General features: G+C 56.5%; 21 protein-coding genes and 1 pseudogene. 8 read left to right on the forward strand and 14 right to left on the reverse strand.

What is annotated here, in order from left to right:
• Positions 1–16: 16 nt before the first annotated feature.
• The 7 genes from tssH to AC07W4_RS23655 all read right to left on the reverse strand — a co-directional run bounded on the left by tssH (position 17) and on the right by AC07W4_RS23655 (position 8,858).
• Positions 17–2,620 carry a type VI secretion system ATPase TssH gene (gene tssH, locus AC07W4_RS23625; RefSeq protein WP_495034193.1) on the reverse strand — a complete coding sequence of 868 codons (2,604 nt, stop codon included), beginning with the start codon at positions 2,618–2,620 and terminating at the stop codon, positions 17–19.
• Positions 2,617–3,687: a type VI secretion system baseplate subunit TssG gene (tssG, locus tag AC07W4_RS23630; protein WP_495034194.1), complete on the reverse strand. Its 1,071-nt coding sequence runs from the start codon at positions 3,685–3,687 to the stop codon at positions 2,617–2,619. The genes tssH and tssG overlap by 4 nt, the downstream gene beginning before the upstream one ends.
• Positions 3,651–5,483 carry a type VI secretion system baseplate subunit TssF gene (gene tssF / locus AC07W4_RS23635; RefSeq protein ID WP_495034195.1) on the reverse strand — a complete coding sequence of 611 codons (1,833 nt, stop codon included), beginning with the start codon at positions 5,481–5,483 and terminating at the stop codon, positions 3,651–3,653. Before tssF ends, tssG begins: the two co-directional genes overlap by 37 nt.
• On the reverse strand, positions 5,483–5,965 hold the full coding sequence (gene tssE / locus AC07W4_RS23640) for a type VI secretion system baseplate subunit TssE (protein WP_495034196.1): 483 nt from the start codon (positions 5,963–5,965) through the stop codon (positions 5,483–5,485). Before tssE ends, tssF begins: the two co-directional genes overlap by 1 nt.
• A 25-nt stretch (positions 5,966–5,990) precedes the next feature.
• Positions 5,991–7,493: a type VI secretion system contractile sheath large subunit gene (gene tssC / locus AC07W4_RS23645; protein ID WP_007978737.1), complete on the reverse strand. Its 1,503-nt coding sequence runs from the start codon at positions 7,491–7,493 to the stop codon at positions 5,991–5,993.
• Positions 7,494–7,503: 10 nt separating this feature from the next.
• Complete coding sequence (gene tssB, locus AC07W4_RS23650) at positions 7,504–8,037, reverse strand: type VI secretion system contractile sheath small subunit (protein WP_007978739.1); 534 nt, start codon at positions 8,035–8,037, stop codon at positions 7,504–7,506.
• 68 nt (positions 8,038–8,105) lie between these two features.
• Positions 8,106–8,858 (reverse strand): hypothetical protein, encoded by a 753-nt coding sequence (locus tag AC07W4_RS23655; protein ID WP_007978741.1) that lies wholly within the window; start codon positions 8,856–8,858, stop codon positions 8,106–8,108.
• Positions 8,859–9,552: 694 nt separating this feature from the next.
• Between AC07W4_RS23655 and AC07W4_RS23660 the strand changes: the two are divergent.
• Positions 9,553–11,717, forward strand: a pseudogene (locus AC07W4_RS23660) (M48 family metallopeptidase).
• A gap of 167 nt (positions 11,718–11,884) precedes the next feature.
• On the opposite strand, the gene AC07W4_RS23665 reads toward AC07W4_RS23660, so the two are convergent.
• The 6 genes from AC07W4_RS23665 to AC07W4_RS23690 all read right to left on the reverse strand — a co-directional run bounded on the left by AC07W4_RS23665 (position 11,885) and on the right by AC07W4_RS23690 (position 16,145).
• A complete protein-coding gene (locus AC07W4_RS23665; protein ID WP_495034197.1) occupies positions 11,885–12,340 on the reverse strand; it encodes a hypothetical protein in 456 nt (151 codons plus the stop codon).
• Positions 12,341–12,497: 157 nt separating this feature from the next.
• On the reverse strand, positions 12,498–13,055 hold the full coding sequence (locus tag AC07W4_RS23670) for a hypothetical protein (RefSeq protein WP_495034198.1): 558 nt from the start codon (positions 13,053–13,055) through the stop codon (positions 12,498–12,500).
• Positions 13,056–13,291: 236 nt separating this feature from the next.
• A complete protein-coding gene (locus AC07W4_RS23675; protein WP_495034199.1) occupies positions 13,292–14,074 on the reverse strand; it encodes a hypothetical protein in 783 nt (260 codons plus the stop codon).
• A gap of 337 nt (positions 14,075–14,411) precedes the next feature.
• Positions 14,412–14,573 carry a hypothetical protein gene (locus tag AC07W4_RS23680; protein ID WP_495034200.1) on the reverse strand — a complete coding sequence of 54 codons (162 nt, stop codon included), beginning with the start codon at positions 14,571–14,573 and terminating at the stop codon, positions 14,412–14,414.
• Complete coding sequence (locus AC07W4_RS23685) at positions 14,570–15,127, reverse strand: hypothetical protein (RefSeq protein ID WP_495034201.1); 558 nt, start codon at positions 15,125–15,127, stop codon at positions 14,570–14,572. Before AC07W4_RS23685 ends, AC07W4_RS23680 begins: the two co-directional genes overlap by 4 nt.
• Positions 15,128–15,134: 7 nt before the next feature.
• Positions 15,135–16,145, reverse strand: coding sequence for a hypothetical protein (locus tag AC07W4_RS23690; protein ID WP_495034202.1), 1,011 nt, complete (start codon positions 16,143–16,145; stop codon positions 15,135–15,137).
• A 187-nt stretch (positions 16,146–16,332) separates the two neighbouring features.
• Here AC07W4_RS23690 and AC07W4_RS23695 point away from each other — a divergent pair, with 187 nt between their 5' ends.
• Genes AC07W4_RS23695 through AC07W4_RS23715 form a run of 5 tightly spaced genes read left to right on the forward strand, consistent with a single transcriptional unit; the run spans position 16,333 to position 23,866 of the window.
• A complete protein-coding gene (locus tag AC07W4_RS23695) occupies positions 16,333–18,186 on the forward strand; it encodes a type VI secretion system Vgr family protein (protein WP_495034203.1) in 1,854 nt (617 codons plus the stop codon).
• 12 nt (positions 18,187–18,198) lie between these two features.
• Positions 18,199–18,780, forward strand: coding sequence for a hypothetical protein (locus tag AC07W4_RS23700; protein ID WP_495034204.1), 582 nt, complete (start codon positions 18,199–18,201; stop codon positions 18,778–18,780).
• 36 nt (positions 18,781–18,816) lie between these two features.
• Entirely contained in the window at positions 18,817–19,284 is a 468-nt protein-coding gene (locus tag AC07W4_RS23705; protein WP_495034205.1) for a DcrB-related protein, read from the forward strand.
• A 5-nt stretch (positions 19,285–19,289) separates the two neighbouring features.
• Positions 19,290–23,519, forward strand: a complete 4,230-nt coding sequence (locus tag AC07W4_RS23710) for an RHS repeat-associated core domain-containing protein (protein WP_495034206.1) — start codon at positions 19,290–19,292, stop codon at positions 23,517–23,519.
• Positions 23,519–23,866 carry a DUF7716 domain-containing protein gene (locus tag AC07W4_RS23715; protein WP_495034207.1) on the forward strand — a complete coding sequence of 116 codons (348 nt, stop codon included), beginning with the start codon at positions 23,519–23,521 and terminating at the stop codon, positions 23,864–23,866. Before AC07W4_RS23710 ends, AC07W4_RS23715 begins: the two co-directional genes overlap by 1 nt.
• A gap of 189 nt (positions 23,867–24,055) precedes the next feature.
• Here AC07W4_RS23715 and AC07W4_RS23720 read toward each other — a convergent pair whose 3' ends face one another.
• Positions 24,056–24,337: a hypothetical protein gene (locus tag AC07W4_RS23720; protein ID WP_495034208.1), complete on the reverse strand. Its 282-nt coding sequence runs from the start codon at positions 24,335–24,337 to the stop codon at positions 24,056–24,058.
• Between AC07W4_RS23720 and AC07W4_RS23725 the strand changes: the two genes are divergently transcribed.
• Positions 24,323–25,954 (forward strand): RHS repeat domain-containing protein, encoded by a 1,632-nt coding sequence (locus AC07W4_RS23725; RefSeq protein ID WP_495034209.1) that lies wholly within the window; start codon positions 24,323–24,325, stop codon positions 25,952–25,954. The genes AC07W4_RS23720 and AC07W4_RS23725 overlap by 15 nt on opposite strands.
• Positions 25,948–26,427, forward strand: a complete 480-nt coding sequence (locus tag AC07W4_RS23730; protein ID WP_495034210.1) for a hypothetical protein — start codon at positions 25,948–25,950, stop codon at positions 26,425–26,427. Before AC07W4_RS23725 ends, AC07W4_RS23730 begins: the two co-directional genes overlap by 7 nt.
• Positions 26,428–26,572: the final 145 nt, after the last annotated feature.

Consider the following 26,572-nt stretch of genomic DNA (forward strand, 5'->3'; position numbering starts at 1 on the left):
ACCTGTTAATGCCCGATCAGTTCAGGCGATAGGCGAAATCGCCGTCGCTGCCCAACTCGATGTTCAAACTCTGAATCGGTTTGTCCTGCGCCATGCGCTCCAGGACCCGTTGGGCCAGTTCCGGCATCAGGGTCTGGGACAAAATGTTGTCGATGTTGCGGGCGCCGCTGTCGACCTCGGTGCAGCGCGAGGCAATCGCCTTGACCAGTGCTTCGTCATAGCTCAACTGCGCTTGATGATTGCGCTCGAAGCGCTGGCGGATGCGCGCAAGCTTGAGCGCGACGATGCGCTCGAGAATCGCGTCCTTGACCGGGTAGTAGGGGACGATGGTCAGGCGGCCGAGGAAGGCGGGCTTGAACACCTGGTTCAACTCGTCACGCAGCCCTTCGACGATGTCCTGCGGCGTCGGTTGCGGCTGAGCATTGAGGCACCACTGCATGATGCGGTCGGTGCCGGTGTTGGACGTGAGGATGATCACGGTATTGCGGAAGTTGATCTCGCGACCTTCGCCGTCATCCAGCACGCCCTTGTCGAACACCTGGAAAAACAGTTCGAGCACGTCCGGGTGGGCTTTCTCCACTTCATCGAGCAGCACCACGCTGTACGGCTTGCGCCGCACCGCCTCGGTCAGCACGCCGCCCTCGCCATAGCCGACGTAGCCCGGTGGCGAACCCTTGAGGCTGGAGACGGTGTGGGCTTCCTGGTACTCGGACATGTTGATGGTGATGACGTTGCGCTCGCCGCCGTACAGGGTATCGGCCAGCGCCAGTGCGGTCTCGGTCTTGCCGACGCCGCTCGGGCCGAGCAGCAGGAACACGCCGATCGGTTTGTTCGGGTCTTCCATGCGAGCGCGGGAAATCTTGATGCGCTTGCCGATTTCGTGCAGTGCGTGGTCCTGGCCGAGTACCCGCTCGCCCAGCAACGCCGGCAGGCGCTGCACGGTTTCGATTTCGTCGCGCAGCATCTTGCCCAATGGAATGCCGGTCCAGCCGGAAATCACTTCGCCGATGGTCCCGCCATCCACCAGGGCATGCACCAGCGGTTGCTCACCCTGGACACTGGCCAGTTCGGCGCGCACCGCGGCAATCTCCTGGGCATCCGGCGCCTGTTGTTCCGGGTGGCTGAGGGCGCCGAGTTTTTCCACCAGTTGCAGCTCGCGTTGCCACTGTTGTTCGAGGGCGTCGCGGGAATGCTGTTCACTTTGCAGTTCGGTATTGAGGGCGGTCAGGCGTCGGGCGTGGTCGCTGCCTTTTGCGGCTTCCTGCTGCAGTACCGCGATTTCCGCCTGCAGGTTGTCGATCTGGCGTTTGCAGTCTTCCAGCGGCCCCGGCTGCGCCGATTGACCGAGGGCCACCCGGGCGCAAGCGGTGTCCAGCACGCTGACGGCCTTGTCCGGCAACTGGCGGCCGGTGATGTAGCGATTGGACAGGCGCACGGCCTGCACCAGCGCTTCGTCCATCACCGTGACCTTGTGATGCTCCTGCATCCTGGCCAGCAGGCCGCGCAGCATGTGGATCGCCTTGTCTTCGTCCGGCTCTTCGACCTTCACCACCTGGAAGCGCCGCGCCAGTGCGGCATCTTTCTCGAAGTACTTCTTGTACTCGGCCCAGGTGGTCGCCGCGATGGTGCGCAGTTCGCCCCGGGCCAGGGCTGGCTTGAGCAGATTGGCGGCATCGTTCTGCCCGGCCTGGCCACCCGAGCCGATCAGGGTATGCGCTTCGTCGATGAACAGAATGATCGGGTGCAGGCTGCGCTTGGTTTCTTCGATCACCGACTTGAGGCGGTTTTCGAATTCGCCCTTCACGCCGGCACCGGCCTGCAACAAGCCCAGGTCCAGGGTGTGAATGGCGACGCCCTTGAGCACCGACGGCACGTCACCCTGGATGATGCGCAGGGCCAGGCCTTCGACCACGGCGGTTTTGCCGACGCCGGCCTCACCGGTGAGGATCGGGTTGTTCTGGCGGCGGCGGGTGAGGATGTCGACCATCTGCCGCACCTCGAACTCCCGGCCCAGCACCGGGTCGATCCGGCCTTCGCGAGCGCTTTGCGTGAGGTTGATGGTGTATTGATCGAGGGCCGGGGTCTTGCCGTTGCCTTTTACCGTGCCGACGCTGGCGACGTTGGACGTGCCCAGCGGTTTGGCCTGTTTCGACTCGGCGCTGCTTTCCACCAGCGCGCCGAGGTTGACGCGCAAGTCGTCAGCATTGATTTTCTCAAGCTCCACGGCGCTGGCGACCACCACGCGGCGCAGTTCGTCGTCATCGAGCAAGGCTTGCAACAGATGACCGGTGCGGATCTGCGCCTGGCCGAACTCGATGGACGCCAGGACCCACGCCTGTTCGATCATGCGGGTCAGGTGCGGCGACAGCGCCGGCGTGCGCGTATTGCCTTTCTTGAACGTCCCCAGTGCCGTCACCAGTTGCGCCTGCAAGCGTTCGGGCACCACGTCGTAATGACGCAGGATGGCCGGCAGGTCGTTGTCGTGGCTATCGAGCAACTGCAACAACAGGTGCTCGATTTCGACATCGTAGTGGTGTTCCGACAGGCACAAGGCCGCGGCGCTTTCAGTGGCGGTGCGGCTGGTGTCGTTGAGCTTGGCAAACAGGGACTTCAGGTTCACAGGGAGACCCCATCAAAAGGAATGTGGAAGAGGGCACAACGGGATGGCTCGACGTCGGAGTCCGGGCGCTTGAGCCAGCCGAGCCAGCCCAGTGAAACGTTGCCTTGGCGCCCCAGGCGGGCAACGGGCACGGCCTGGGGTTTGAGCCTGGGCGCGAACTGGAAGTCGAGTTCGGCTCCTAAATAGAAACGCACCAGTTCCACCAGTTTCCGGTAGTTCTCGGTGCCTGGCTGGAAGCGTTGATAGTCGGCCAGCTCCAGTGGACCCATCTCGATGCGTATGCACGACTGATAGTCCCAGACCCGGTTGCCGGCGACGGCACTTTGCCCGAGCACGGCGTTCTTGCGCCCCAGTTGCGTGCATTGGCCGGCGTCGAGTTTCAGCCAGCGACCGGCAAACGGCTTGACCTTGAACGGCAGCGAAAAATAGAAGGCCAGCATCGCTTCCAGGTTCAGTGCGTTGCGCGGTTTCTGGGCGAACAGGCCGGAGAAATAGCTGAACAGTTCACGGCGCAGGGGCGAGCCTTGCCGGTCGAATTTCTGCTTCTGCGCCTCGGGGCCGAAACCCACCAGGTTGAGCAGGTAGCGATCGAAATCCGAAGTTCCGTTGCGCTCGTACTCGATGTAGAACTTGTACTTTTGCCAGGCCTCGTAGAACAGCGTGGTCATGCGGTGCGAAAAAATGTCGAGGAAGGCATGGGCCGCGTCATCGCGGTACTGGACGTGCCGCTCGATCAACAGCTCGGTGTACGGGCGCGGCAACACACCCGATGGCCCGACCAGGCCCATGAAGGTGACTTGCATCTCGGACAGCGGCAGGCCGGCCACGGACACCTTGCCTTCACGCTCGAACTGCAGATCGCTGACTTCACTGGCCGGGAAGTTGAGCGACAGCTGGGAGCGAAAACGCAGAGGGTCTTCGTGCGGTCGGGTTTCCAGGTCCATGCGCCCGGTTCTGCTGTAATGCAGGCGAAGCAGGCGCACCAATTGGAAAAACTCGAATCGGTGCGGCTCAGCCCTTGCCTGGTCAATCAGACCAGGGGTTGATCGCCGGTTCGCGGTGGCCATTGGACGACTCTCTTTTCGCGCTGCAAGGTGCGAAGGGTTAATTGGGTAAAACTGTTCATGGTGCAGTACTGACCAAAGAAGTGATCGAGCACCATGCCGAACAGAAACACACCGCTGCCGGTGTATTGGCTTTCATCGAAATTGAGGGTGATGCCGACGCCGCGCACGAAGTTCGGCCGCGGGTGGCCGATGCGCGCCACCACCGGCTCGCTGCTCACCGAGACGATGCCGTTGATCTGTTTGCGCAGTGCCGACAGGTTGCGGTAGTTGTAGAGCGACAACAGCTCCAGCAGCACTTCGCGACCACGGGACACCAGCGACATATGGTTCAGCGACAGGTGCGAAATCAGCCGCCAGATCACGCCGTTGCCCAGCGGCACGCGAGCGGTGGCGGTGGGCTTGCGCAGGCAACGGATGTCCTTGATCACCGAGTTGCCCGGGATAGTGAAGTCGCCGCGCTCGCCACCGAAAGGCAACATCAGCGGCAGGTCGCGGTTGCTGCAGGTCAGGCGGATGCTCAACGTATCGTTGTTGGCCTCCATCAGCCCCAGTTCTCGATCCACCACCCGGATAAACACGTTCGAGCCATCGCGCTGGCCGGTCTGTATGGCTCGACGCCGGGCAATCCAGAAGCTCTGGCCCGGGCCCTGATCGCCACGGGGCTCGAAAAACGGATGGCAAGTGCCCACCTGGTCGATGCTGCCCACCTTGCGCACGCGTCGCACGCGGTCGATGGACACCACTTCGGCCGAGCCTTGCAGGCGCACATCCGGCGTCACTGCGTACTCGTGCTGGGCGTGGGTCAACTTGATCGGCTCGGCTTGCTGGCGGAACAGGTTGATGATCGGCGTGCAATTGAGCTTGAAGTTGTTGCGCCCGATGTTCTGCGTCAGGCGCGCCAGGCGGTCGCTCAGGTCGTAGTCGGAGAAGTAGAAATTGACCTCGACTTTCTCGACGTCCTTGCCCGCCAGAATCCGTGCAAAGCCCGACAGGTCGAAGAACATGAACTTGTCGGGGAAGGTGAAGTACTCGTGCAGCAGGCGGTAACCGAGGAACGAGCGCTCCGAGTAATCCACCAGGCCTTCGTCCAGGCCATAGCCGACGGTTTTCAGCGCGTTGGCCGGCAAGGCGACTTCGCGGGTGCGGCCCTGATCTTCGAAAGTCAGCGTGGCCTTGGCCAGGTTGTTGAACAGCAGTTCGTACAGTTGCAGCATCAACGTGCTTTCGCCGTCGAGGAAGAACCGCAGGCGGTCCAGTTCCAGCTTGCCGAACATCACGTCGCCGGTCGCCACCAGGCCGATGCGCAAGCGCGCGACCAGGTCAGCACTGTGACCGTTGAACGCCGAACGTTCCATCTCGATGAACGACGCCTGTTGCACCGCCACCGGCCACAGCTCGACCGGGTAGCAGGTGCGGAACTTACACACCACGCCATCGATCGGGTTGGCACTGATTTCGGTATGCCGGGGCACACGGAAGGCTTCGGTGACTTTTTCCTGCTTGCCCAGGTTGAATTCGACGATCGACATCGACGGGGTAGGGCGCAGGTAGTGCGGGTACAGCACTTCGAGAAACGACTCGACGATTTCCGGCAGTTCGTCATCGAGTTTTTTGTGTACGCGTGCAGAGAGAAACGAGAAGGCTTCGATCAAGCGCTCGGTATGCGGGTCTTCGCAGTTATCGCCCTCGATGAGCAACCGCGAAGCGATTTTCGGATACTGGCTCGCGAACTCCTGGCCCAAAAAGCGCAGGTGCGACAGTTCCTTTTCGTAATAGGGCAGCAGATCGTCGAGCATCAGTTGAGGTTCTGCACTTTGTATTCCTGGGTGTTGACCTGCAGCACCGCGTCGAAGGACACCTGACGGGTGACGTCCTGCAGGCGCAGGACCGCGTCCACGCGAAAGGTCAGCATGCGTTGGCCGGTCTGTTGGGCAAGCAGTTGGACTTTGACGCTGCGAAAGCGCCGGTCGCCGACCGAGATCGCCTTCTCCAGTTGCCGCTGGATCAACAGGCGATCCTTGGGGTCAAGCACGCTGCGACTGGTGAAATCCGGCATGCCGTAGTCGAGGATGGTGCCGCCCAGATTGACGAAACCTTCCAGATCGTTGGCGACCAGGGACTGGCGGGTGTTGACCAGGATCTCCAGGTCGCGAACGATGCTGGCCTTGTAGTCGGCCAGCGAACACAAGCGCTGCGGTGACGCTTCGATGGACTGATGCGGACGATCGTCCAGCAACCGGTCCAGCAGTGATGGCAACAGCTTGTGTTGACTACTCATATTGCCTCCCTGGCAATGTGCTCGATCAGCCGCGGGTCGATTGCGGCAATTCAGCGACCAGGCGCAACGAAGCGGTGAGCTCGTCCAGTTGGTAGTGCGGGCGCAGGTAGGTCACGGCCTTGTACACCCCCGGCTTGCCCGGCACTTCGAACACCTCGGCGCGGGCTTCGCGCAACGGGAACTTGGCCTTGGCTTCCTGGCTCGCGGTGTCGTCCAGCAACACGTAGCTCGACAGCCACTTGTTGAGGAACAGTTCGACGTCCTTGCGCGAGGCGAAGCTGCCGATCTTGTCGCGCATGATTGCCTTCATGTAGTGGGCGATGCGCGAGGTGGCAAAGATGTACTGCAACTGCGCGGAAAGCCGGGCGTTGGCGTTGGCGATGTCGGTGTTGTACTGCTTCTGCTTCTGCGCCGACTGGGTGCCGAAGAACGCGGCGTAGTCCGTGCCTTTGCAGTGCACCAGTGGAATGAAACCGAGGTCCGACAGCTCTTTTTCACGGCGGTCGGTGATGGCGATCTCGGTCGGGCACTTGAGGGCGATTTCACCGTCATCGGTCTTGAATGTGTGGGTCGGCAAACCTTCCACCAGGCCGCCACCCTCGACGCCACGAATCGCCACGCACCAGCCGTAACGGGAAAACGCATCGGTGACCCGGGTGCCCAGCGCGTAGGCGGCGTTCATCCACAGGTACTTGTTGTGGTCGCGTCCGTCGACGCTTTCGACAAAGTTGAATTCCTCGACCGGCGTGGTATCCGGGCCGTAAGGCAGGCGACCGAGTACGTGGGGCAGGGTCAGGCCGACATAACGCGAGTCTTCCGAGGCACGGAACGACTTCCACTTGGCGTATTCGACGGTGTCGAAAATCTTCGCCAGATCCCGTGGGCCGGACATGTCGGTGAACGAATCCCAGCCAAACAGCTCAGGCGAAGCCGCCGAGATGAACGGCGCATGGGCGGCCGCGGCGACATGGGAGATCTCTTCGAGCAGGTACATGTCTTCCGGGCTGCGGTTGAACTCGTAGTCACCCAGCAGCATGCCGAACGGTGCACCGCCGAAGGTGCCGTATTCTTCTTCGTAGATCTTCTTGAACAGCGCGCTCTGGTCGAATTCGGAAGCGGCCTTGAGGTCGCGCACCAGGTCTTTCTTCGACGCGTTGAGCAAGTGGATCTTCAGCGTGGTGCTGGTCTCGGTCTGGTCCACCTGATACTTCAGGCCGCGCCAGGAAGCTTCCAGCTGCTGGAACTCACTGGCGTGCATGATTTCGTTCATCTGCTCGGAGAGCATCGCGTCGATCTCGGCGATGCGCGCATCGAGTACGGCGATCAGGTCCTTGCTCGGCGTCATTTCGCCTTCCAGGATCTGGTTGACCAGTTCGCCGATCAGGTCGCGGGTACGGGTGCGCTCAGTCTCGGAACGGGCCACGCGGCTTTCGGAAATGATGCTGTCGAGCAACGAGGATTGCGCGGTGAAGCTGTCCACTTCAACCAGCGTGCTGTCCTGTTGAGTCACGGTTTGCTTGTCGTTCATCGTCAGGCTCCTACGCTTTGCCGTCGGTGGCCGGAACGGCGGCTTCACGGCCGAATTCCTTGCCCAGGGTTTTCAACTTCTCGGTGTTCTGCAACACGTCCATCAGCAGCTCTTCGAGCTTGTCGTTGCCGCCCATCTTGTTGCGCAGGTCAGCCAGCTTGTTGCGCACTTCCAGCAGCTTGCGCAGCGGTTCGACCTGCTTGACCACGTTCTGCGGTTCGAAGTCTTCGAGGGCGTTGAAGTTGAGCTCGACGCCTAGCTGCGTACCGTTTTTCGCCAGGGTGTTGTCGACGCGGTAGGTCAAGCGCGGCTTGATGCCCTTGAGCACGCCGTTGAAGTTGTCGCGGTCGATGAAAATGAACTTGCGGTCCTTGAGCTTCGGCAGCGGCTCCAGCGGGTTGCCGGAGAAATCGCCCAGCACACCGACGACAAAGGGCAGCTCTTTCTTTTCCTGAGCGTCACCGATATCCACGTCGTAGGTGATATGGACCCGAGGCGCGCGGACGCGGTCGAGTTTGTGCTGGGTACTTTCCTTCTTCGCCATCGTGATCTCCTGTGCGAACAATTCGCTGCAAGTCGTTTGCGTGTCGGTTCAATGGGTGGCCGAGCGCGTTACATTCCTTCGATCGTCAGCAGCAGGCGCTGACGGATTTCATCGTTCATTTCCATGATGTTGGCGTGCCCCACCAGCTCTTCGAAGCTGGTGTTGCCGGCGATCTGGGTGCTGCTGCGGATCACGGCCTCGTCGGGCAACTGCGAGCGAACCGGCGAGCTGATGACGCAGAAGGGCAGGTCGCCGAACTCCTTCAAGCGTTCGAAACTGACGGGGAAACGCAGGCCTTCGAGCAGGCGGCTGATGCCGGGCGACTTGCTCAGGCAGTAGAACAGCACCAGGTAGTGCACCACGAAGCGGTACAGCTCGGCGCTGCTGCGATTGGGGTCTTTGATGACGGTGCGAAAACGGGCCAGGTCGAACGAACTGAAGCCCACCACCCAGCGCACGGGGCTGGTGATGCGAATGGATTGGCCGCTTTGGGACAGCACCTTGTCGTACTCCAGCGCAAACAGTTGCGGGGTGGTACTGAGCAGGTTGAGGGGCACTTCTAGTTCATTGACCAGCTGGAACGGAGCGGCCGAACCGATGCGGTCGAAGAGCTCCTTGAGTTCCTTGAAATGGTGCTGGGTCTCGCGCCCGCTGCTGCGTTGCGCGCCTTGCAGGTATTCACCGAAAAACGCTTGCGGACGAATCAGCAAAGCCAGGGTCGCCAGATAATCCGAAGCCTGCGCCTTGAGCGCATCGGAAATGGCCCGGGTCTGGCTTCGCAGCTGGATCAATGCTTCAACATCGAAAAACGTTTGAGTCATCGGTACTTCGTCCTTGAACACTCCACGATCGCTACCCGGATTAACCTGGGCGTGAAGAGCTACTAATTTCTCGATTGAACACCTGTTCACGAGTTGTGATCGCTGATGTTTGACATCAAAAAAACTTGTGGCCAGAATTTTTTAAGTCTGGCTTGCTGGCACAAAGATATTGAGTGGCCATCAGCGATGTGTAGGGCAGCAACGATATCGAGAAGTTCACATCGGGAGCGGATTTTTTCGTATTTTTGATACATATCGCAATGCTGTCTACATGCCACTACTTGTAGGAAATGTCCTACAAAACGCCGTGAAACCCAGCAGTATCAAGGGTTTGAGAAGTGTGTTGGATCCAATTTATTGTGCAATTCAAATTGTAAATAGGTGAACCGGTTCACTCAATACGAGGGGGTGGCATCGCTGAAAAAACAAGTTTTGTGGGAAGTTTTTAGGTTGTTTGTAGGAAGTATCGATGAGGCGGTGGGCGCTGTTCGGAAGGAATGGGTGAATGAGCGAGTGTTTGGGGGGGGGGAGAGTTACAGGTCGCTGGCATTTCTGTATAACGCGCCAGGTACAACTTCGCCCTGGCAACTTCATGGCGGATTGTGCAATCGCGAAAGGACCTCCACGCCTTTTTTAAACGGACTTTTTGCTCGCCATGGCTATATGGGCGATGCAACGATTGAGGCCAAGTCTTATGAAGCATTTGAAACTCATTGCCGTACTTGTTCTGTTGCCGCTTTGCCTTGGTTTGATTGGCATCTGGGAGTTGCAACGCAGCAGTGACACCGGCCGGCAGTTCGCCAGGGTCCGGGCTGACCTGATCGATATTCGTCCGCAGCTCGAAGCGCTTTCCAGGAAACGAGGCACCAGCGCTATCTCAGTCGATTTCGACGGTGAACGGGTGGACGTAGTGTTGGCCTTGTCTCGTCTGGAGGAGGTCGAAGATGCGTTTGACACTCTGATCCCGGTAAATGCGGTGAGAATCTTTTTGGCCAAAGGTGTCGTCGTCCTTGGCTTCATGGCGTCGCTGATCGGCGTATCGGGTTTGCTCTGGCTTGGTTGGGCCGGATTACGCGCGAGCCGGTCTCGTGAACAGCTGCTGTACAACTTTACGGAAATCAGTCGGACCCTGCCTTACCTGCTGGTGGGTCATATCGTCTTCATGGGGCGGCAGTCGCGGGCATCCTGACTTTCGAAAGCCTGGTGTTCTGGCATGCGGGACAAATGCTCGCCGGTGAAATCAAGTTGATAGCCATTGCAATGATGGTGATATTCGGCTTCCTGTACTCGATCTGGCAGATGGGCAAGCAGTTACCCGTTATGCTGCACATGTTCGAGTCGACGCCGATGCCCGTCCTCGGTCAGGAGGTCTCGGCAGAACAGGCTCCGCAGCTGTGGACGTATGTTCGTGACCTGGCCGATCGACTCGGCGCACTACCTCCCGAGCACATCGTTCTGGGCATGGCCGAAGGTTTTTACGTCACCTCAAGCGACGTCGATCTGCTTCCGTCGGAGACCGCGCTAAAGGGCAGAACCCTGCACGTGCCGATGGTGTACCTGGGACTGCTCGATACACAAGAAACCAGCGCGGTGATCGGGCACGAACTGGCGCACTTCGCCGGCGCCGATACCGAATACAGCTTGCGCTTCGTGCCGATCTACGATGGCATTGGCCGCAGCCTTGGGGTGATAGCCGAAACCTTGCTCCATAGCGATGTGCTGCAACGCACGATACTGTGGCCGGCCTTCATGCTCGGTGAGTATTTCATGGAGCGTTTCGATCATGCGGTGAGCCACTGGAGCCGCGTGCGGGAGTTGGCGGCGGACGCGGCGGGCGCAGAGTTGGCGGGGAATGTCGCCGCGGCCTCGGCGTTGGTGCGCATCTGCGCCATCGACCCGTTGTTGCAGCAGAGTGTATCTACCCATGTGGCCCGCTCGACCAACTCGAGTGCCGGGCAAGTCCTGTCCCGTGACTTGCCGACCAGTGTGGTGCAGGAGCTGGCCGCGCAGTCACTGACCCTGCCCGAGGAGGAAATGGCAACCAGCCTGCCACATCCGTCGGACACTCATCCATCCAATGGCGAGCGAGTTACTTCCTTGCAAGTCGCGCTCGAAGAAGCGGTGAGTCGTGGGACTCGCCCGATCATCGCGGCACAAGCCTGTGCCGCGATGGATCGTTATTTCGCCGATCCCCAGGCGTTGCGTGCCCGTATGACCGAGGATTTTCTCGATCATTACGTGTAGCAGGACGCTACGGCCATGGAAGAGTTGCGTGCCCAGGCCGACAGTGTCGCGGACGAAGTCCGACTGCATGAAGGCGCACGATTGCGCGGGTGGATTACCCTGATTTGCTTCACGCTCGTTTTGCTGTCGGGCTTGGGTCTACTGATTTTGCCGTTGCTGTCGCCGCCGGCTTTGGGGGAGAGCAAATCGATGATGCAGGGTGCTGGCGGCGGGCTGGTCGTCTTGATGGCGTGCCTGCTGCCGTTCTCGCTGCGCATGCTCAAGCGGGCGAACAAGACCGCGTTGCTGCTGACCCCCGAGCACTTCGTTTTCGCTAATCTCAAGGCGCCATTGCCGATCCGGCACATCGCCGATTTTGCTCTGCAAGTGGGGCAGGGGGTGCACTTGAGTCTGCTGCTGGAAGACGACGCCCCCTTGCCTGAGTTGGTCTCGCGTTCGTTCTTTTCGCCGGATGCGAAACCCAACAGGAAAAAACGCCGGGTCCAGTTGCACTTGCTTCAAATTTGCCGCGACGACAAAAAACTCAAGGGTAAGGAACTGGCGGAATTGATTGGCGCCTACCTCAATGCAGGCACTGCTCGGCACTTGCTGCAACAGCGATTCGAGCAGACTTGAAGGAGGGCTGTGCTGGCAGGCGAAAAGGCTGTCAGCACCGGCAGGCGGGTCTGATAGCAGCCTTTGCAGTTCGTTATTTTTGTCCGGCAGGGGGGGGCGTTCTGATGCAGAACAATGTCGTTGATTGAGACCATGCCATCGTACAGCGACGTCAATAAGACAATTGGTCAGTGCTTCCTTCCCTCTCCCGCAGATGCCTTACCGTACAAGGCAACGTATTCGTCAAACATTTGAACCTGTTCTCTAATCAAGGGAAAGTCCTGATAATAATGAACATGTTTTCTATAAAAGAGGAATTGCTCCGATTGTCGTCCGCAGCCAAGTGGCGTAACAATGGAAGCACATTGCATGAGCCAATAGATTTCGAAAGAGGACTCAGTACCTTGACAATAACCAAGGTCCGCTCCTTGCTCATATAAGTATCGAGCCAGTTGGCTGGCTTCATCGTGGTTTATCTGTGACGCTGATGCCGCCCGGATCGGGGCGTTCTCGGTGACGAACAACCGATAGCGCTGCAGCAGGTGGGTATCCACAAGCCTCAGATCCGGGCAGGCGGGCGGTTTTAGCGATACAAAAACCTCTGGCTCACTATTGATCGGCAGCCAGGCCAGGTTCTCTTCCACTCGCGAGAGTGTCTTGTTCAATTCGAACAAGGGGGCTGTATCAACCACCTGCTCGGTGGGGACTGGTGGAGGGGGGCAATTTTTTGTCCGAAAAATATCTTCAAACGATTCAGGAGCTTTGTCATGGGGGGCGCTAAAGGATTTTTACTTTGATGACTTATCGCCCATCGACTTGTATGCAGACTTCCTGTTTTCCAATCATTTTGCAAGGCCAGTGATCATTGATGTAGCGAGTAGGCTTGAAGCAGGCATTTTGGTCGTTTACCCAAAACAACTGCCAAGCCGACCCAGAGATAAGAAGTTTAGGGCATGGGGTGTAGTCTCTGTAGAGCAGCGTAAGCGAGGTCAGGATCATAATGGCTGGCACTACATAAATTATTGTTTTGAAGCAGAGGTATAACATTAGTGTTTGGAAACGAAATAAGAGTGAGTTTTCTGGCGGGTCAAATTTTTTTCCCGTCCAAGCGGCAATAGAGGCTCCTATTATCCCGATCAATACAACGGGTGGCGCCATCAGTAGGCCGAACGCTAAATAAGGAGTCTCTACAACGGGAGCGTTTCGGTAAATACGCCCGTAGATTGGCAGCACATGTTCCCAAAGCCAATATAGCGAAAATATGCCAATCAATATCATGAAAAAGACAAAGGCCAAAGCACCGAGCCTGAAGGTCAGCGGTGACATGGCGTGTGCAGGTTCGCATGATTTGTTATTCATAAGTGACCTAAAACTTAAAAGGCTTAAATTTTGAAAGATCTGGTAGTTCCGGGACTTTAGGCCAGCTAGGTAGTGGAAGATCGTTGGGCTGTATTTTTCGGAGGATCCAGGATTTTGTTTCGTCGTAAGCCTGATCAATAAGTTCGTTTATGATGCTGGTGGCTACTTTTTCGGTATAAATTTGCAAGTCTTTAGCGCTGATTTTTGTCGCCTGTTCGCGTAGTCTTTCTATGTTGTCAAGGGCGTAACGTATTCCGGATTTCACACTGTTTTTGATACCATAATTGGCGTCCAGAACGTTTAACCCAATACCTATGCCGAATACAACAACTGCTCCAACTGCAACCGGAAATGCGGCGGCGGTAAAAAAAAGCTCCTGCCGCCATTGCGGCCGCATACCCAACCGCAGTCGCAATCCCTGCTTTAATCAACTCAACACCAACACCCGCAAACAAGTCAGTAAGAACAGTCTCGTCATTGAAAGCCCATTCCAGAACTTCAATGCCAACCGCAACATAGCAAGAAAGTTTAAATCCTTTTATCGAGGATCCGCGAATGCCATATCTGCCTATGCCAATTTCAATTAATTGAGCATTTCGAATCCCATAGCGAGTTCCTTTCAAACGGTTACGTAACCCCGGATATCCGGTCAGAACGACATATTGCTTTCCGTTTTTAATCAAAACCCGAATCTTGGTCCCAAACCCGCCAATGTCACTGAGCAAGCGGCTGACGTTGTACGCATCATAGGCACCCAAGGCTACCGGAACTCCCCAGGTAGTATTGACGAACGGATGCACGGTCGCGTTGTAGATGGATTGAGTGCTCCCCAAAAGACCATCCAGCATGCCCGGTTGCGTTCGGTAACAAATTCGCGGTGACTGTGTGCAAAAACTTGAGGAGGCATCGCGTTCTGCCATCATCGCGTTTGCGTCGTCCATGCTCAGGACGACCATTTCGCGTTGATTACTGTCCATGTCTCGGTCCAGCTGCTTGAGTTGTGTCTCACTCAAACTCATGACGAACTCCCTGTATGCATGTTTGCTCGCCGTACGTGGCAAGCTCCCGTGGCGAAGGGTGCACTGACAGGAAAATTACTGCCTGCCATTGTTTTATACATCGAGGTCGCTTGCGCCCATTCATTACTGTCCGGCAAAGGGTCATCGGACAGCAGGTGGACTATCGAATTTAGTCCTGAATCGAAATTTTGGCAGTTCTCACTATGGAAGATCTGTTTGAGCATAGTAAGTAGTTCTGTCAGCTGTGAGTTTGTCATGCGCTCTTGAGCCCCAGCTCATTAAGGTGAGAAATGATGTGTACGCTGACAACTGTTGACATCCGTAGTTTTGAAAAAAATCATCTGTAGGGTGCTGGTAATTCATGGCAAATTCTTTGCTCGGACTTTGCAAGCCAATCATCAGCAACTTCGTCAGCGCGGGAACCGAAGGCGGCGATATTCGGATGTTGTTTGATCAGGTTCTCTAACTCACGCAGCTGGATCTTTCTTATGTCATTCATCTTCCATCCACCTGTATGCACACCTCCTGCTCGCCTATCATTTTACAAGGCCAATGATCATTGATGTAACGAGTGGGCTTGAAGCATGCGTTTTCGTCGTTTACCCAGAATAGCTGCCAAGCTGATCCTGAGATAAGTAGCTTTGGGCAAGGAGTGTATCCTCTGTTCAGCAGCATAAGCGTGGTCAGAATCATAATGGCTGGCACAATATAAATTATTGTCTTGACAGAAAGGTGTATCATTAATGATATAAAGCGATGTAGAAAAGATTTGCTGGGTGGATCAAATTTTTTTCCAGTCCACGCGGCAATTGAAACTCCTATGATAGCGCCTAATAGGCCCGGAGGAGCCATAAGTAGGGTGAAAGCTAAATAGGGAGTCTCTACGACAGGAGCGTTTCTGTAGATGCGTCCGTAAAGGGGGAGTACGTGTTCCCAAAGCCAATACAATGAAAATGCACCCATCAGGATCATAAATAAAACAAGCACCGAAGCTCGGAGTCTAAAGGCCAGCGTAGATATGGCGTGCTCAGGGTGGTTGGGATTAGTATGCATTCTGGGCCTAAAATTTAGGAAGTTTGATATTAGAAAAATTTGGTAATTTTGGAGCATTTGGCCAATTAGGCAACGGGATTTCACCGGGCTGGATTTTTCGGAGAATCCAAGATTTTGTTTCGTCGTATGCCTGATCAATGAGTTTTTCGATTATATTGGTAGTAACTTTTTCTGTATAAAGTTTCAAGTCTTTTACGCTAACATTAGTCGCTTGTTCATGCAGATAACGTATGTTGTCCACGGCATAGCGCATTCCGGCCTTAACGCTGTTTTTTATTCCGTAGCTATTGTCCAGTGCATTCAGCCCAACGCCTATTCCGAATACAATAATGGCGCCTACTACAACCGGCAATGCGGCAAATGTAAGAGAGGCTCCAAGAGCCGCTGCAGCTGCATACCCAACCGCAGTCGCAATCCCTGCTTTAATCAACTCAACACCAACACCCGCAAACAAGTCAGTAAGAACAGCTTCGTCATTGAAAGCCCATTCCAGAACTTCAATGGCAACCGCAACATAGCAAGAAAGTTTAAATCCTTTTATCGAGGATCCGCGAATGCCATATTTGCCTATGCCAATTTCAATTAATTGAGCATTTCGAATCCCATAGCGAGTTCCTTTCAAACGGTTACGTAACCCCGGATATCCGGTCAGAACGACATATTGCTTTCCGTTTTTAATCAAAACCCGAATCTTGGTCCCAAACCCGCCAATGTCACTGAGCAAGCGGCTGACGTTGTACGCATCATAGGCACCCAAGGCTACCGGAACTCCCCAGGTAGTATTGACGAACGGATGCACGGTCGCGTTGTAGATGGATTGAGTGCTCCCCAAAAGACCATCCAGCATGCCCGGTTGCGTTCGGTAACAAATTCGCGGTGACTGTGTGCAAAAACTTGAGGAGGCATTGCGTTCTGCCATCATCGCGTTTGCGTCGTCCATGCTCAGGACGACCATTTCGCGTTGATTACTGTCCATGTCTCGGTCCAGCTGCTTGAGTTGTGTCTCACTCAAACTCATGACGAACTCCCTGTATGCATGTTTGCTCGCCGTACGTGGCAAGCTCCCGTGGCGAAGGGTGCACTGACAGGAAAATAAAATCAAACAGGCGAATTGCCATCATTCTGAAGTGTTTCGTTGCCTTGACAAAGAACTTTCAAGAGGTTTCCATCGCCGACTTCAGGCCAATTTTTGCAGGATGCAACGCATGATATCGGAACTCATCGGGCAGATTACCGCCCAGAATAATCGGCTCATCACCTTCGATTCCCCGTTGCCACCCGAGCAGGAACTGATCCTTGAGAGCTTTGGCGGTGAAGAGGGGCTCTCGCTGCTGTTTGAATATGAATTGCGGCTTTTGTCCACCGACGCCACGATTGAGCTTAAAAAGTTGATCGGTAAGAAAGTGTCCATGGAAATAACTTTAGCTGATGGTGGCACTAAAATTATCAATGGCCATTGTTCGCACTTCAATCATGTTGGTGCCAACGCCGGTGTCGCCAACTACGAGGCCATGGTTGTACCTTGGTTGTGGATATTGAGTAAACGTCGTGATTCGCGGATTTTTCAAGATAAAACCATCGAAGAGATCATCAAAGAGGTTTTTTCCTATTACCTCAGCTTGGCCAGCTATGAGTTTAGATTGAGCCGACCTTTAAAGCCTGTCAGTTATTGCACGCAGTATCAGGAATCGGACCTCAATTTTGTACTCAGGCTCTTGCAGCAGGAAGGCTTGTTTTTCAATTTTGAGCACAGTAAAGATGATCATCGCATGGTCATTTTTGATGAAAGCCTTAACTTTGAGCCGTTGCCCGATCAGCCGACTATCCGTTTCCACACGGCCTCTGTCACTGAAGAGACTGACTCCATTACCGAGTGGTCGTCACAGCGTACTCTCCATTCGACACGACTGTCATTGAAGTCATTTGATTACAAACAGCCTAATTTCCCAAATCAGGTGCAACTCCAGACTATCGCCAAGCAAGGCGATGTGGGGCAGTACGAGGTGTTTGAGTACGAAGGGCTCTACGGCTTTTCAGATCCAGAGCATGGTCAGCAAATAGCACGCAATCGTTTAGAGGCAATGGAAGTACAGGGCAAGACCTTTCAGGGCAAAAGTAACTGTCGTGCCATGCAGCCTGGCTACTATTTCGAATTGACCCAACATTACGATCACGACAAAGGAACTGTAGAGGATAGGCAGTTCCTGATTTTGAGCGTGAAACACTTTGGGCGTAATAATTACACTGGCAACGGAGAAGCGTTCTACCAGAACCAATTCATTTGCATCCGCCGCAAGATCCCATTCAAAGCACCGATGAGTACCCCGCGGGCTTTGATCAGTGGCCCGCAAACCGCCATCGTCGTCGGCCCACCTGGCGAAGAGATTTACACCGACGAACTCGGCCGGATAAAAGTGCAATTCCACTGGGACCGCTATGGCGAGTTCAACGACAAGAGTTCCTGCTGGGTTCGTGTCGCGCAGTCCGGAGCCAGTGGCGGTTTCGGGAGTGTCTTGATCCCTCGAGTTGGCGACGAGGTAGTCGTGGCTTTCCTTGACGGTGATCCCGACCGGCCGCTGATTATGGGCAGCCTCTACAACAGCCAGAACACCCCGCCGTGGTCGCTGCCGGCAAACAAGACCCAGAGCGGATTCCTGACGCGGTCGATGAAGGGGAAGGGCAGCAACGCGAACTTTTTCCGCTTCGACGACAAGTCCGGCGCCGAGCAGATCATCATGCATGCCGAGCGCAACATGGACACCGAGATCGAGGTCGACGAGACCCACAGTGTCGGCAGCAACCGCACGATTACCGTCGGTGGCACGCACACCGAAACGATCAAGAAAGACACGGTGATGAATGTCCAGGAAGGCTCGCTGACGATTCAGGTCGACAACCAGTTCATTCAGGTCAGTGCCAATCAGCACATCATTCTTCAGGTGGGGGACAGCAGCATCACCCTCACGCCGGACGGCATCGAGATCAAAGGCAAGGCGATCACCACGACGAGCACCGGCACGACCCAGATCACCGGTTCCGAGGTCAGGGTCAATGACTGAGGTAACGGCGCCATGACCAGGGTCAGTCTCTACGATCGCATTTCCGAAAAGCGTATTGCGCGGGAGGAGGCCGAACGCCTTGCCCAGCAGAACGCGCTCCTCGTCCAGCCCGAGCCCGAGCCGGAACCCGAGTCGGTGGTGGCGCTGCAAGACACGCCCAGCAGTTTCACCTTCGGTGGTTTCAACCTGGCATTTCCGACGGGGTTCAACTTCCGCGAAGTCCAGACCACCCTTGAGCACGAAGGCGAGCCGGTCAGCCTGACGATCAGGCGTCGTGATGTGCAACAGGGGCAGACCCTGGAGCAGCTTTTCGAGGTCTCGGTGCAGGCGTTTCGCCAGGAACATCCGGACGTGCGCATTATCCGCCAGCGCGATGTCCGCGTGGCCGGCAGTGCGGCGAAGGCCGTGGATCTGCATTTCAAGACCGGTCATGCCGATCGTCACGCGCGCCTTGTCGGTGCCCTGGTGCCTGTCGCCGGGCGTGACGATGGGCAATGGCTGAGCATTGCTTGCGAGATTGATCCGGCCCGGCCCGTGCTCAGTCTGTGGCTGGTTGATTTTGACGGCATGCTCGACGGCCTTGCCGTGCGCTGAACGCCTAATTTTTTTGATTCAAGGAAGTTACCCAGAATGGATTATGAGTTGCAGGAAGGCAGCATCGCGTTGCCACAAGGTTTTCAGGACCGCACGGTAAACATGTTTGTGTTGGGGGCGAGTATTCCAGCACCGTTGAGTATCACCATTTCCCGGGACACATTGCTGCCCGGCGAGGTGCTCAAAGCCTACGTCGAGCGTCAGATCAAGATGCTCGCGTCCAAGCTGCGAGGCTATACGCTGCTGGGCAAGAAGGCCGTTGCATTGTCGACCGAGGCGCCGATCGAGGGCGTGCAGATCGATGCGTATTACATGACCGATGGCCGACCCTTCTATCAGCGCCAGGCGGCGTTTCTGATCGAGCCTGGACGCGCGATCATTTTTTCCACCACAGCCCAGGCTGACTTCAGCATCGAGCAGAATCAGAACTGGATAGACCTGCTGGCGAGCTTTCAGCCTCGCCAGCCCGGCGGCCCCAAGACCGACTCCAGCGCACAGGAGTAACGGCCATGTTCGAAGCCGCAAGGTTTGGCGATGAACTGTCGCACACCAGCGCCCTGGGCGGGTTTCTCATTGGCGCGGCGCTCGGTATTGCGCTGATTGCCACGGTGGCGATCGCGACGTTCACCTGTGGGTTTGGCGTGGCTTTGTTGGCGGGTTTGGCCGCAGGCGTCGGAGGTAGCCTGCTCACCGCGGCCGGGGAGAAGATAGGCAGTATGTTTTCTTCACCCGCGGGGACGATCGTCACCGCGTCGCCCAACGTGTTCATCAACAGTCGCAAGGCTGCCTACGTCGAAAAGAGCACGGGGGCCTGCGACAAGCATCCCGGTCCGGTAAAGGTCGCCGAAGGTTCAACCAACGTCTTCATCAACGGCACGGCCGCCGCCCGCAAGGGCGACAAGATGACCTGCGGCGCGACACTCTCGAGCGGCTCGGACAATGTCTTCATCGGTGGCGGAACCTTTCGCTACCTTCCGGTGGACGACGAGATTCCCGGTTGGCTGCGGACCACGGTCGACATCCTCATGGCGGTCGCCGGTGCAGCGGGCGGTATCGCTCAATTGATCAAGGCCGGGACCCAGGCCGGCATGAAAGCCATCATGCCCTGCGCACTGAAATTCACCGCCGGGTTCGTCGCCGGTGAGGTTGCCTCGCGTTACGTCGTGGGGCCGGCTATCGAGCGTGCAGTGGGTGGCCTGATCGGCAACCCCGTCGACGCCACCACCGGCCGCAAGGTCATTACCGAAGAAACCGACTTCAGCCTGCCGGGCCTGATGCCGATTCAATGGTCCCGCTTCTATGCCAGCGACCTGAGCGTCGACAGCGTACTCGGCAAGGGCTGGGTCTTGCCCTGGGAGCAAAGCCTGCGTCGCAGTGGCGCCTTCGTGTACCTCACCGACAATCAGGGGCGCAGCGTTCCGTTCGTGGACGTGCAGCCGGGGGAGCGCATCTACAATCCCCATGAACAGGTGTATCTGGTCTGCACCGAGGGCGGCCATTACCTGCTGCAAACCCTCGACAACAGCTTTTTCTACTTCGGCGAGGTCGCGGACGACAATGTCCCGGTACCGCTGCAACGCATCGAAAACACCCTGGGCCACTTCCTGCACTTCACCCGCACCGCCGAGGGCACACTCACCGACATCAGCGCCACCGGGGGCGTGCGGGTGCACCTGCATTACGACAACCCGCTGGGCCGCCTGACCGACGTCAGGCGTGTGGTCGACAACGAGGCCGTTGAAACCCTGGTGCAGTACCGTTACGACGACAACGGCCAGCTCGCTGAAGTGATCAACCGCAACGGCGATTCGCTGCGTCGTTTCAGCTACATCGACGGCGTGATGACCAGCCACAGCAACGCCCTGGGCCTGACCTGCAACTACCGTTGGGAACACCTCGAAGGCCAGCAACGGGTAGTGGAACACTGGACCAGCGATGGCGAACGTTTCCAGTTCCGCTACGACATCAAGGGCCGCACCACCCGGGTCACCGACGTGCTCGGGCGCGAAGCCGAGCTTCACTACAACGCCGATCATCGCGTCACCGCCAGCCGCGATTTCGGGGGCGAGCACTACGTCATCGACATCGATGACACGGGCAACATGACCGGCCTGACGCTGCCTGACGGCAACAGGATCACGCTCAAGTACGACGAGTACGCACGCCTGCTCGAGGAGACCGACCCACTCGGGCGCACGATCAAGTACCGCTATCACCACCTGACCCCGCTGATCACGCAGGTGGACTACCCCGACGGCAGCACCTGGCAAGCCCGCTACGACGACAAGGGCAACCTCATCGCCGAAGTCGACGCCCTCGGTCACACCACCGAATACCTCAACGGCGACGATGGCCTGCCACACACCATCATCGACGCGACCCACAAGTCCAAATACCTGTGGTGGAACACCCTGGCCCAGGTCGAGCGCTTCCAGGATTGCTCGGGTAAAAACACCACGTACCGTTTCGACGAGCGCCAGCACCTGGTCGCCGTCACCGACGCGCTGGGCCAGACCACCACGCTGGAACGCAAGCCCGACGGCGAAGTGCTGCGTATCCATCACCCGGACGGCAGCGCCGAATCGTTCACCTACAACGCCCTCGGCCAGGTACTGACGCACACCGATGGCAAAGGCCAGACCACACGCCTGCTGCGTACCGCCCGGGGCCTGCCGAGCAGCCGCCAGGACGCCAAGGGCCAGCGCATCCGCTACGAGTACGACCCGGCGATTCGCCTGACTGCACTGATCAACGAAAACAACGCGGCGTACCAGTTCGCCTACGATGCGTCCGACCGGTTGGTCGAAGAAAAACGCATCGACAACCTGACCCGGCGCTTCAGCTACAACCTCGGCGGACATCTGACCCAGATCGACGAAAGCGGCTACGGCGAACGCGGCGACCGGCCACAGCGCCGCACCGAATTCGAGCGCGATAGCATTGGCCGGCTGCTGGCCAAACTCAATGCCGATGCCCGTCAGGATTACGCCTACGATGACGCTGATCGCCTGCTGTCGATCCAGCGCCTGCCGAGCGCGCAGGGCAAGCAACTCGGCGTCAGCGAAGAAACGCTCGAATTCTCCTACGACCTGCTCGGCCGCCTGATCCAGGAGACCACAGCGCAAGGCGCCTTGTCCTACGAATACGACCCACTGAGCAACCTCACCACGCTGACGTTGCCCACCGGCCAACACCTCAATCACCTGTACTACGGCAGCGGCCACCTGCACCAACTCAACCTCGACGGCCAGCTCATCAGCGACATCGAGCGCGACGACCTGCACCGCGAAGTCCTGCGCACCCAGGGCACGCTCACCAGCTGCTTCGGCTACGACGAGATGGGCCGCAAGAGCTGGCAGTTCGCCTCGCGCCTGCCAGCGGAAAAACTCTCGCGCCTCCACAACCCTGGCATCCAGCCCGACCTGCTGGTCGAGCACGCCTACAACCCGATCCACCGCCGTCACCAGTACGACCCGGCCGGCGAACTGACCCGCACCCTCGACAAACTGCGCGGCGAGATCAAGTACCAATACGAAGCCAACGGCCAGTTGCACAGCCGCGACACCGGTCAACTGATCGACAGCGAAGAATTCCGCTACGACGCGGCGGCGAACCGGCTGAACTTCAACACCAGCCAGTTTGACCACGTCAAGGACAACCGCCTCAAGCGCTGGCGGGATCAGGAGTATGCCTACGATGCGTGGGGCAACCTGATTGAGAAACGCAGCGGGATGAACCGGCTGCAGACGTTCACGTATGACTGCGAAAACCGCCTCGTCAAAGCTGAGACGATGGTCAATGGCAAATTGGAGAGTACCGGGTCGTATCGGTATGACAGCTTGGGGCGGCGGGTTGCCAAGGTGTCAGAGGTCGATGGCGTCACCGAGCAGAAGCATTTCCTGTGGCAAGGCCTGCGGATGCTGCGGGAGGAAAGTCCGGGGCGGAGCAGTCTGTACCTGTATGAGCCGGGGAGTTATGCACCCTTGGCGCGGGTGGACCAGGAGGAGGGTGGGGAGCAGCAGCTTTACTACTTCCATACCGACCAGATTGGTACGCCGCTGGAGATGACTGACGCGGACGGGAGCATTGTCTGGCAGGCGACGTACAAGGCTTGGGGGTCGGTTGAGAAGCTGACGGTCAATGAAGTCGAGCAGAACCTGCGGTTTCAGGGGCAGTATTTCGATGGTGAGACGGGGCTGCACTACAACACGTTTCGGTATTACGATCCGGAGGTGGGGCGGTTTGTTACGCAGGATCCGATTGGAGTAGAGGGTGGTTTCAATCTTTATCAGTACGCACCGAGCGCTACCAACTGGGTAGATCCGATCGGATGGATGGGGACCCGTTTGGACAACGTTTACCATTCTTTTGATAGCTTTCAGGTGCCGCCAGAGCTTCGATACTCCAGTGACGGTGTACAGTTTAATCGTGCAAATCAAAGCTTCATAAATAACATGAATACTGATGCCTCGTTTCGGCGGGATATGCTGGGTAGATATCCGGAATTGGATACATGGTTGAAAAAGCCAAATATGGCTGGTAGCCCAGCAGGCTTGACTTGGCACCACCACGAAGATGTAGGGGTTTTAAAACTAGTGGATAGGGGGGATCATGCCTCAAAACATGGGATTTATCACCCAACGGGTAAGGGAGGGCGCGACATTTGGGGAGGAGGTAAAGAGGGACGTAAAGGTAAACTTAATGGTAAGACTGGACAGCCACTAAAAGGAACATGTTGATGAGTGTATTAAAGGTTAAAGAGCCTGTAACGGTTGCTGCTGTGATTGAGGCCGTGCAAGCGGGTGATGTTATAATTGATGATTTGTGTGTGTACGTTGAAGATGATGTTGGAGCTATAACTCCAGAGCTTGTTTGTTATTTGGATGCGTATCCTGAAGTGGCTGGAGATGTTGAGGTTTACAGTGATTTTGTAACGTCGAATGAATTGGAGTTAATTTATTATGGTCAGCAGTTTAATGATGTGTTGAGGAATGTTCTCGAGCAGGAGGCATCTGCAAATATAGTTAAAATGGTGGCTGCGCTTAATTACTATCTTGAAAATGACGACTTTATGGAAGTTAATTAGTGGTGTGCTCAAGGGTGTAAGTGCGTTGGAGGGGGGGTGAAGTCGTTGTTGGTTTTAATGCTCGACTTGCAGTTGATCGAATAAAGGGAGGGGTTTCAATTAGGTAGTATGGCTTTTCTGAAGTTTTGGAGTTGTACTTTGATGTCTTTTTGAGACTTTGGTAGGTGGTGTTTGTATAGCTCCTTAAAATTATGTGTTTGGAATGGTTTGGGAGCTTCCTAAACCATTTTTTATTGAGTTGGTAACCTGACCCGGCGCTTCAGCTACAACCTCGGCGGGCACCTGACCCAGGTCGACGAAACCGGCTACGGCGAACGCGGCGAGCGGCCACAGCGCCGCACCGAATTCGAGCGCGATAGCATTGGCCGGCTGCTGGCCAAACTCAATGCCGATACCCGTCAGGATTACGCGTACGACGACGCTGATCGCCTGCTGTCGATCCAGCGCCTGCCGACCGTGCAGGGCAAGCAACTCGGCGTCAGCGAAGAAACCCTCGAATTCTCCTACGACCTGCTCGGCCGGCTGATCCAGGAGACCACAGCGCAAGGCGCCTTGTCCTACGAATACGACCCCCTGAGCAACCTCACCACGCTGACGTTGCCCACCGGCCAACACCTCAATCACCTGTACTACGGCAGCGGCCACCTGCACCAACTCAACCTCGACGGCCAGCTCATCAGCGACATCGAGCGCGACGACCTGCACCGCGAAGTCCTGCGCACCCAGGGCACCCTCACCAGCTGCTTCGGCTACGACGCGATGGGCCGCAAGAGCTGGCAGTTCGCCTCGCGCCTGCCGGCGGAAAAACTCTCGCGCATCCACAACCCCGGCATCCAGCCCGACCTGCTGGTGGAGCACGCCTACAACCCGATCCACCGCCGTCACCAGTACGACCCGGCCGGCGAACTGACCCGCACCCTCGACAAACTGCGCGGCGAGATCAAGTACCAATACGAAGCCAACGGCCAGTTGCACAGCCGCGACACCGGTCAACTGAGCGACAGCGAAGAATTCCGCTACGACGCGGCGGCGAACCGGCTGAACTTCAACACCAGCCAGTTTGACCACGTCAAGGACAACCGCCTCAAGCGCTGGCGGGATCAGGAGTATGCCTACGATGCGTGGGGCAACCTGATTGAAAAACGCAGCGGGATGAGCACGCTGCAGACGTTTCGTTATGACTGTGAGAATCGGCTGGTCCGGGCCGAGACGTTGGTCAATGGCAAATTGGAGAGTACCGGTTCGTATCGGTACGACAGTTTGGGGCGGCGGATTGCCAAAGTTTCAGAGGTCAAGGGTCGGACCGAGCAGAAGCACTTTTTGTGGCAAGGCTTGCGGATGCTGCGTGAGGAACGTCCGGGGCGGAGCAGTCTGTACCTGTATGAACCGGGGAGTTATGCGCCGTTGGCGCGGGTGGACCAGGCGGAGGGTGGGGAGCAGCAGCTTTACTACTTCCATACCGACCAGATTGGTACGCCGCTGGAGATGACTGACGCGGACGGGAGCATTGTCTGGCAGGCGACGTACAAGGCTTGGGGTTCGGTTGAGAAGCTTGAGGTCAACGAAGTCGAGCAGAACCTGCGGTTTCAGGGGCAGTATTTCGACGACGAGACGGGGCTGCACTACAACACGTTTCGGTATTACGATCCGGAGGTGGGGCGGTTTGTTACGCAGGATCCGATTGGGTTGGATGGAGGTAATAACCTCTATCGCTACGTACCTAGTCCTACTGGGTGGGTTGACCCTTGGGGGTGGGAGTGCTGGAGTTCGGCAAGAAAGAATTATTGGAAAGCGGAGGCTAAAGCACCGAGCCAAGTATATTCACCCGCCAATTTGGCTAATATGGCCGAAGGTAAAGCTCCTAGAATGACTGTGGAAGTCATGAATCGCAAAACGTTTGAAATTACGAGAAAAGATGTCGCAATGGAGCTTCATCATAATGATATTCCACAACGGGTCGGCGGTGCCGGTGTTCATGAGACTTCAAACTTGCTCTCATTAACTCCGTGGGAGCATGAGGCTGTAGATGCATTTAGGCATGTTGGTTCAGATCTGATTAGAGTAGTGAAAGGGGTTGACGTATGGTAGGTGAAAACTTCGATGTGGCGAAAAAAATAATCAGCTCCCAAGGTTATAGAGATTCGGTCGATGAGTTAAAGAAGGCGTTAGGTATTACTGTTATGGCGAACTATGAAGATGTGTTCGCGCGTTTGGACGCTGCAGCGATTACTAGGTCCGGGCTGGACGGGAGTGAAATTGAGTCCTTAATTTCTCAGTGTTCCAGCGAACTGAGAGCCTACTCAGTTAAAAAGCATAGGGCTTTAAACGGCTTACCTGACGAGCAGGAGTATCCGGTTGGTGAAGAACCGAGTGAAGAGGACAAAGATTCAAATGTCGTTAGCAAAGGTTATGCGCCAGGCTTTTTGTTAGCTAACGCAATTGAGTTTTTACTCGCTCGTAAAGGAGTTGAATTGCTGCAGAAGTATCTGAAAGAGTCCAGGATCCCTAAAGCTAATACTTATTCTAAACAAGTAATGAAATTCTGTGAGAGTGTCGGGTGAGTCGTACGCTGATAAAATTTTCTGCTGAAATGTCGTTATTTTAGATAAATAATCACGAAATTTTGGGGCGGGTGCCGGCGCAATTTATTGGAGCGAACATACTGAAATAGGAATGAGTGAGCGGCTAGTATGGATTGGCGTGACT

The organism is Pseudomonas sp. GW821-FHT02A08, from assembly GCF_059422045.1.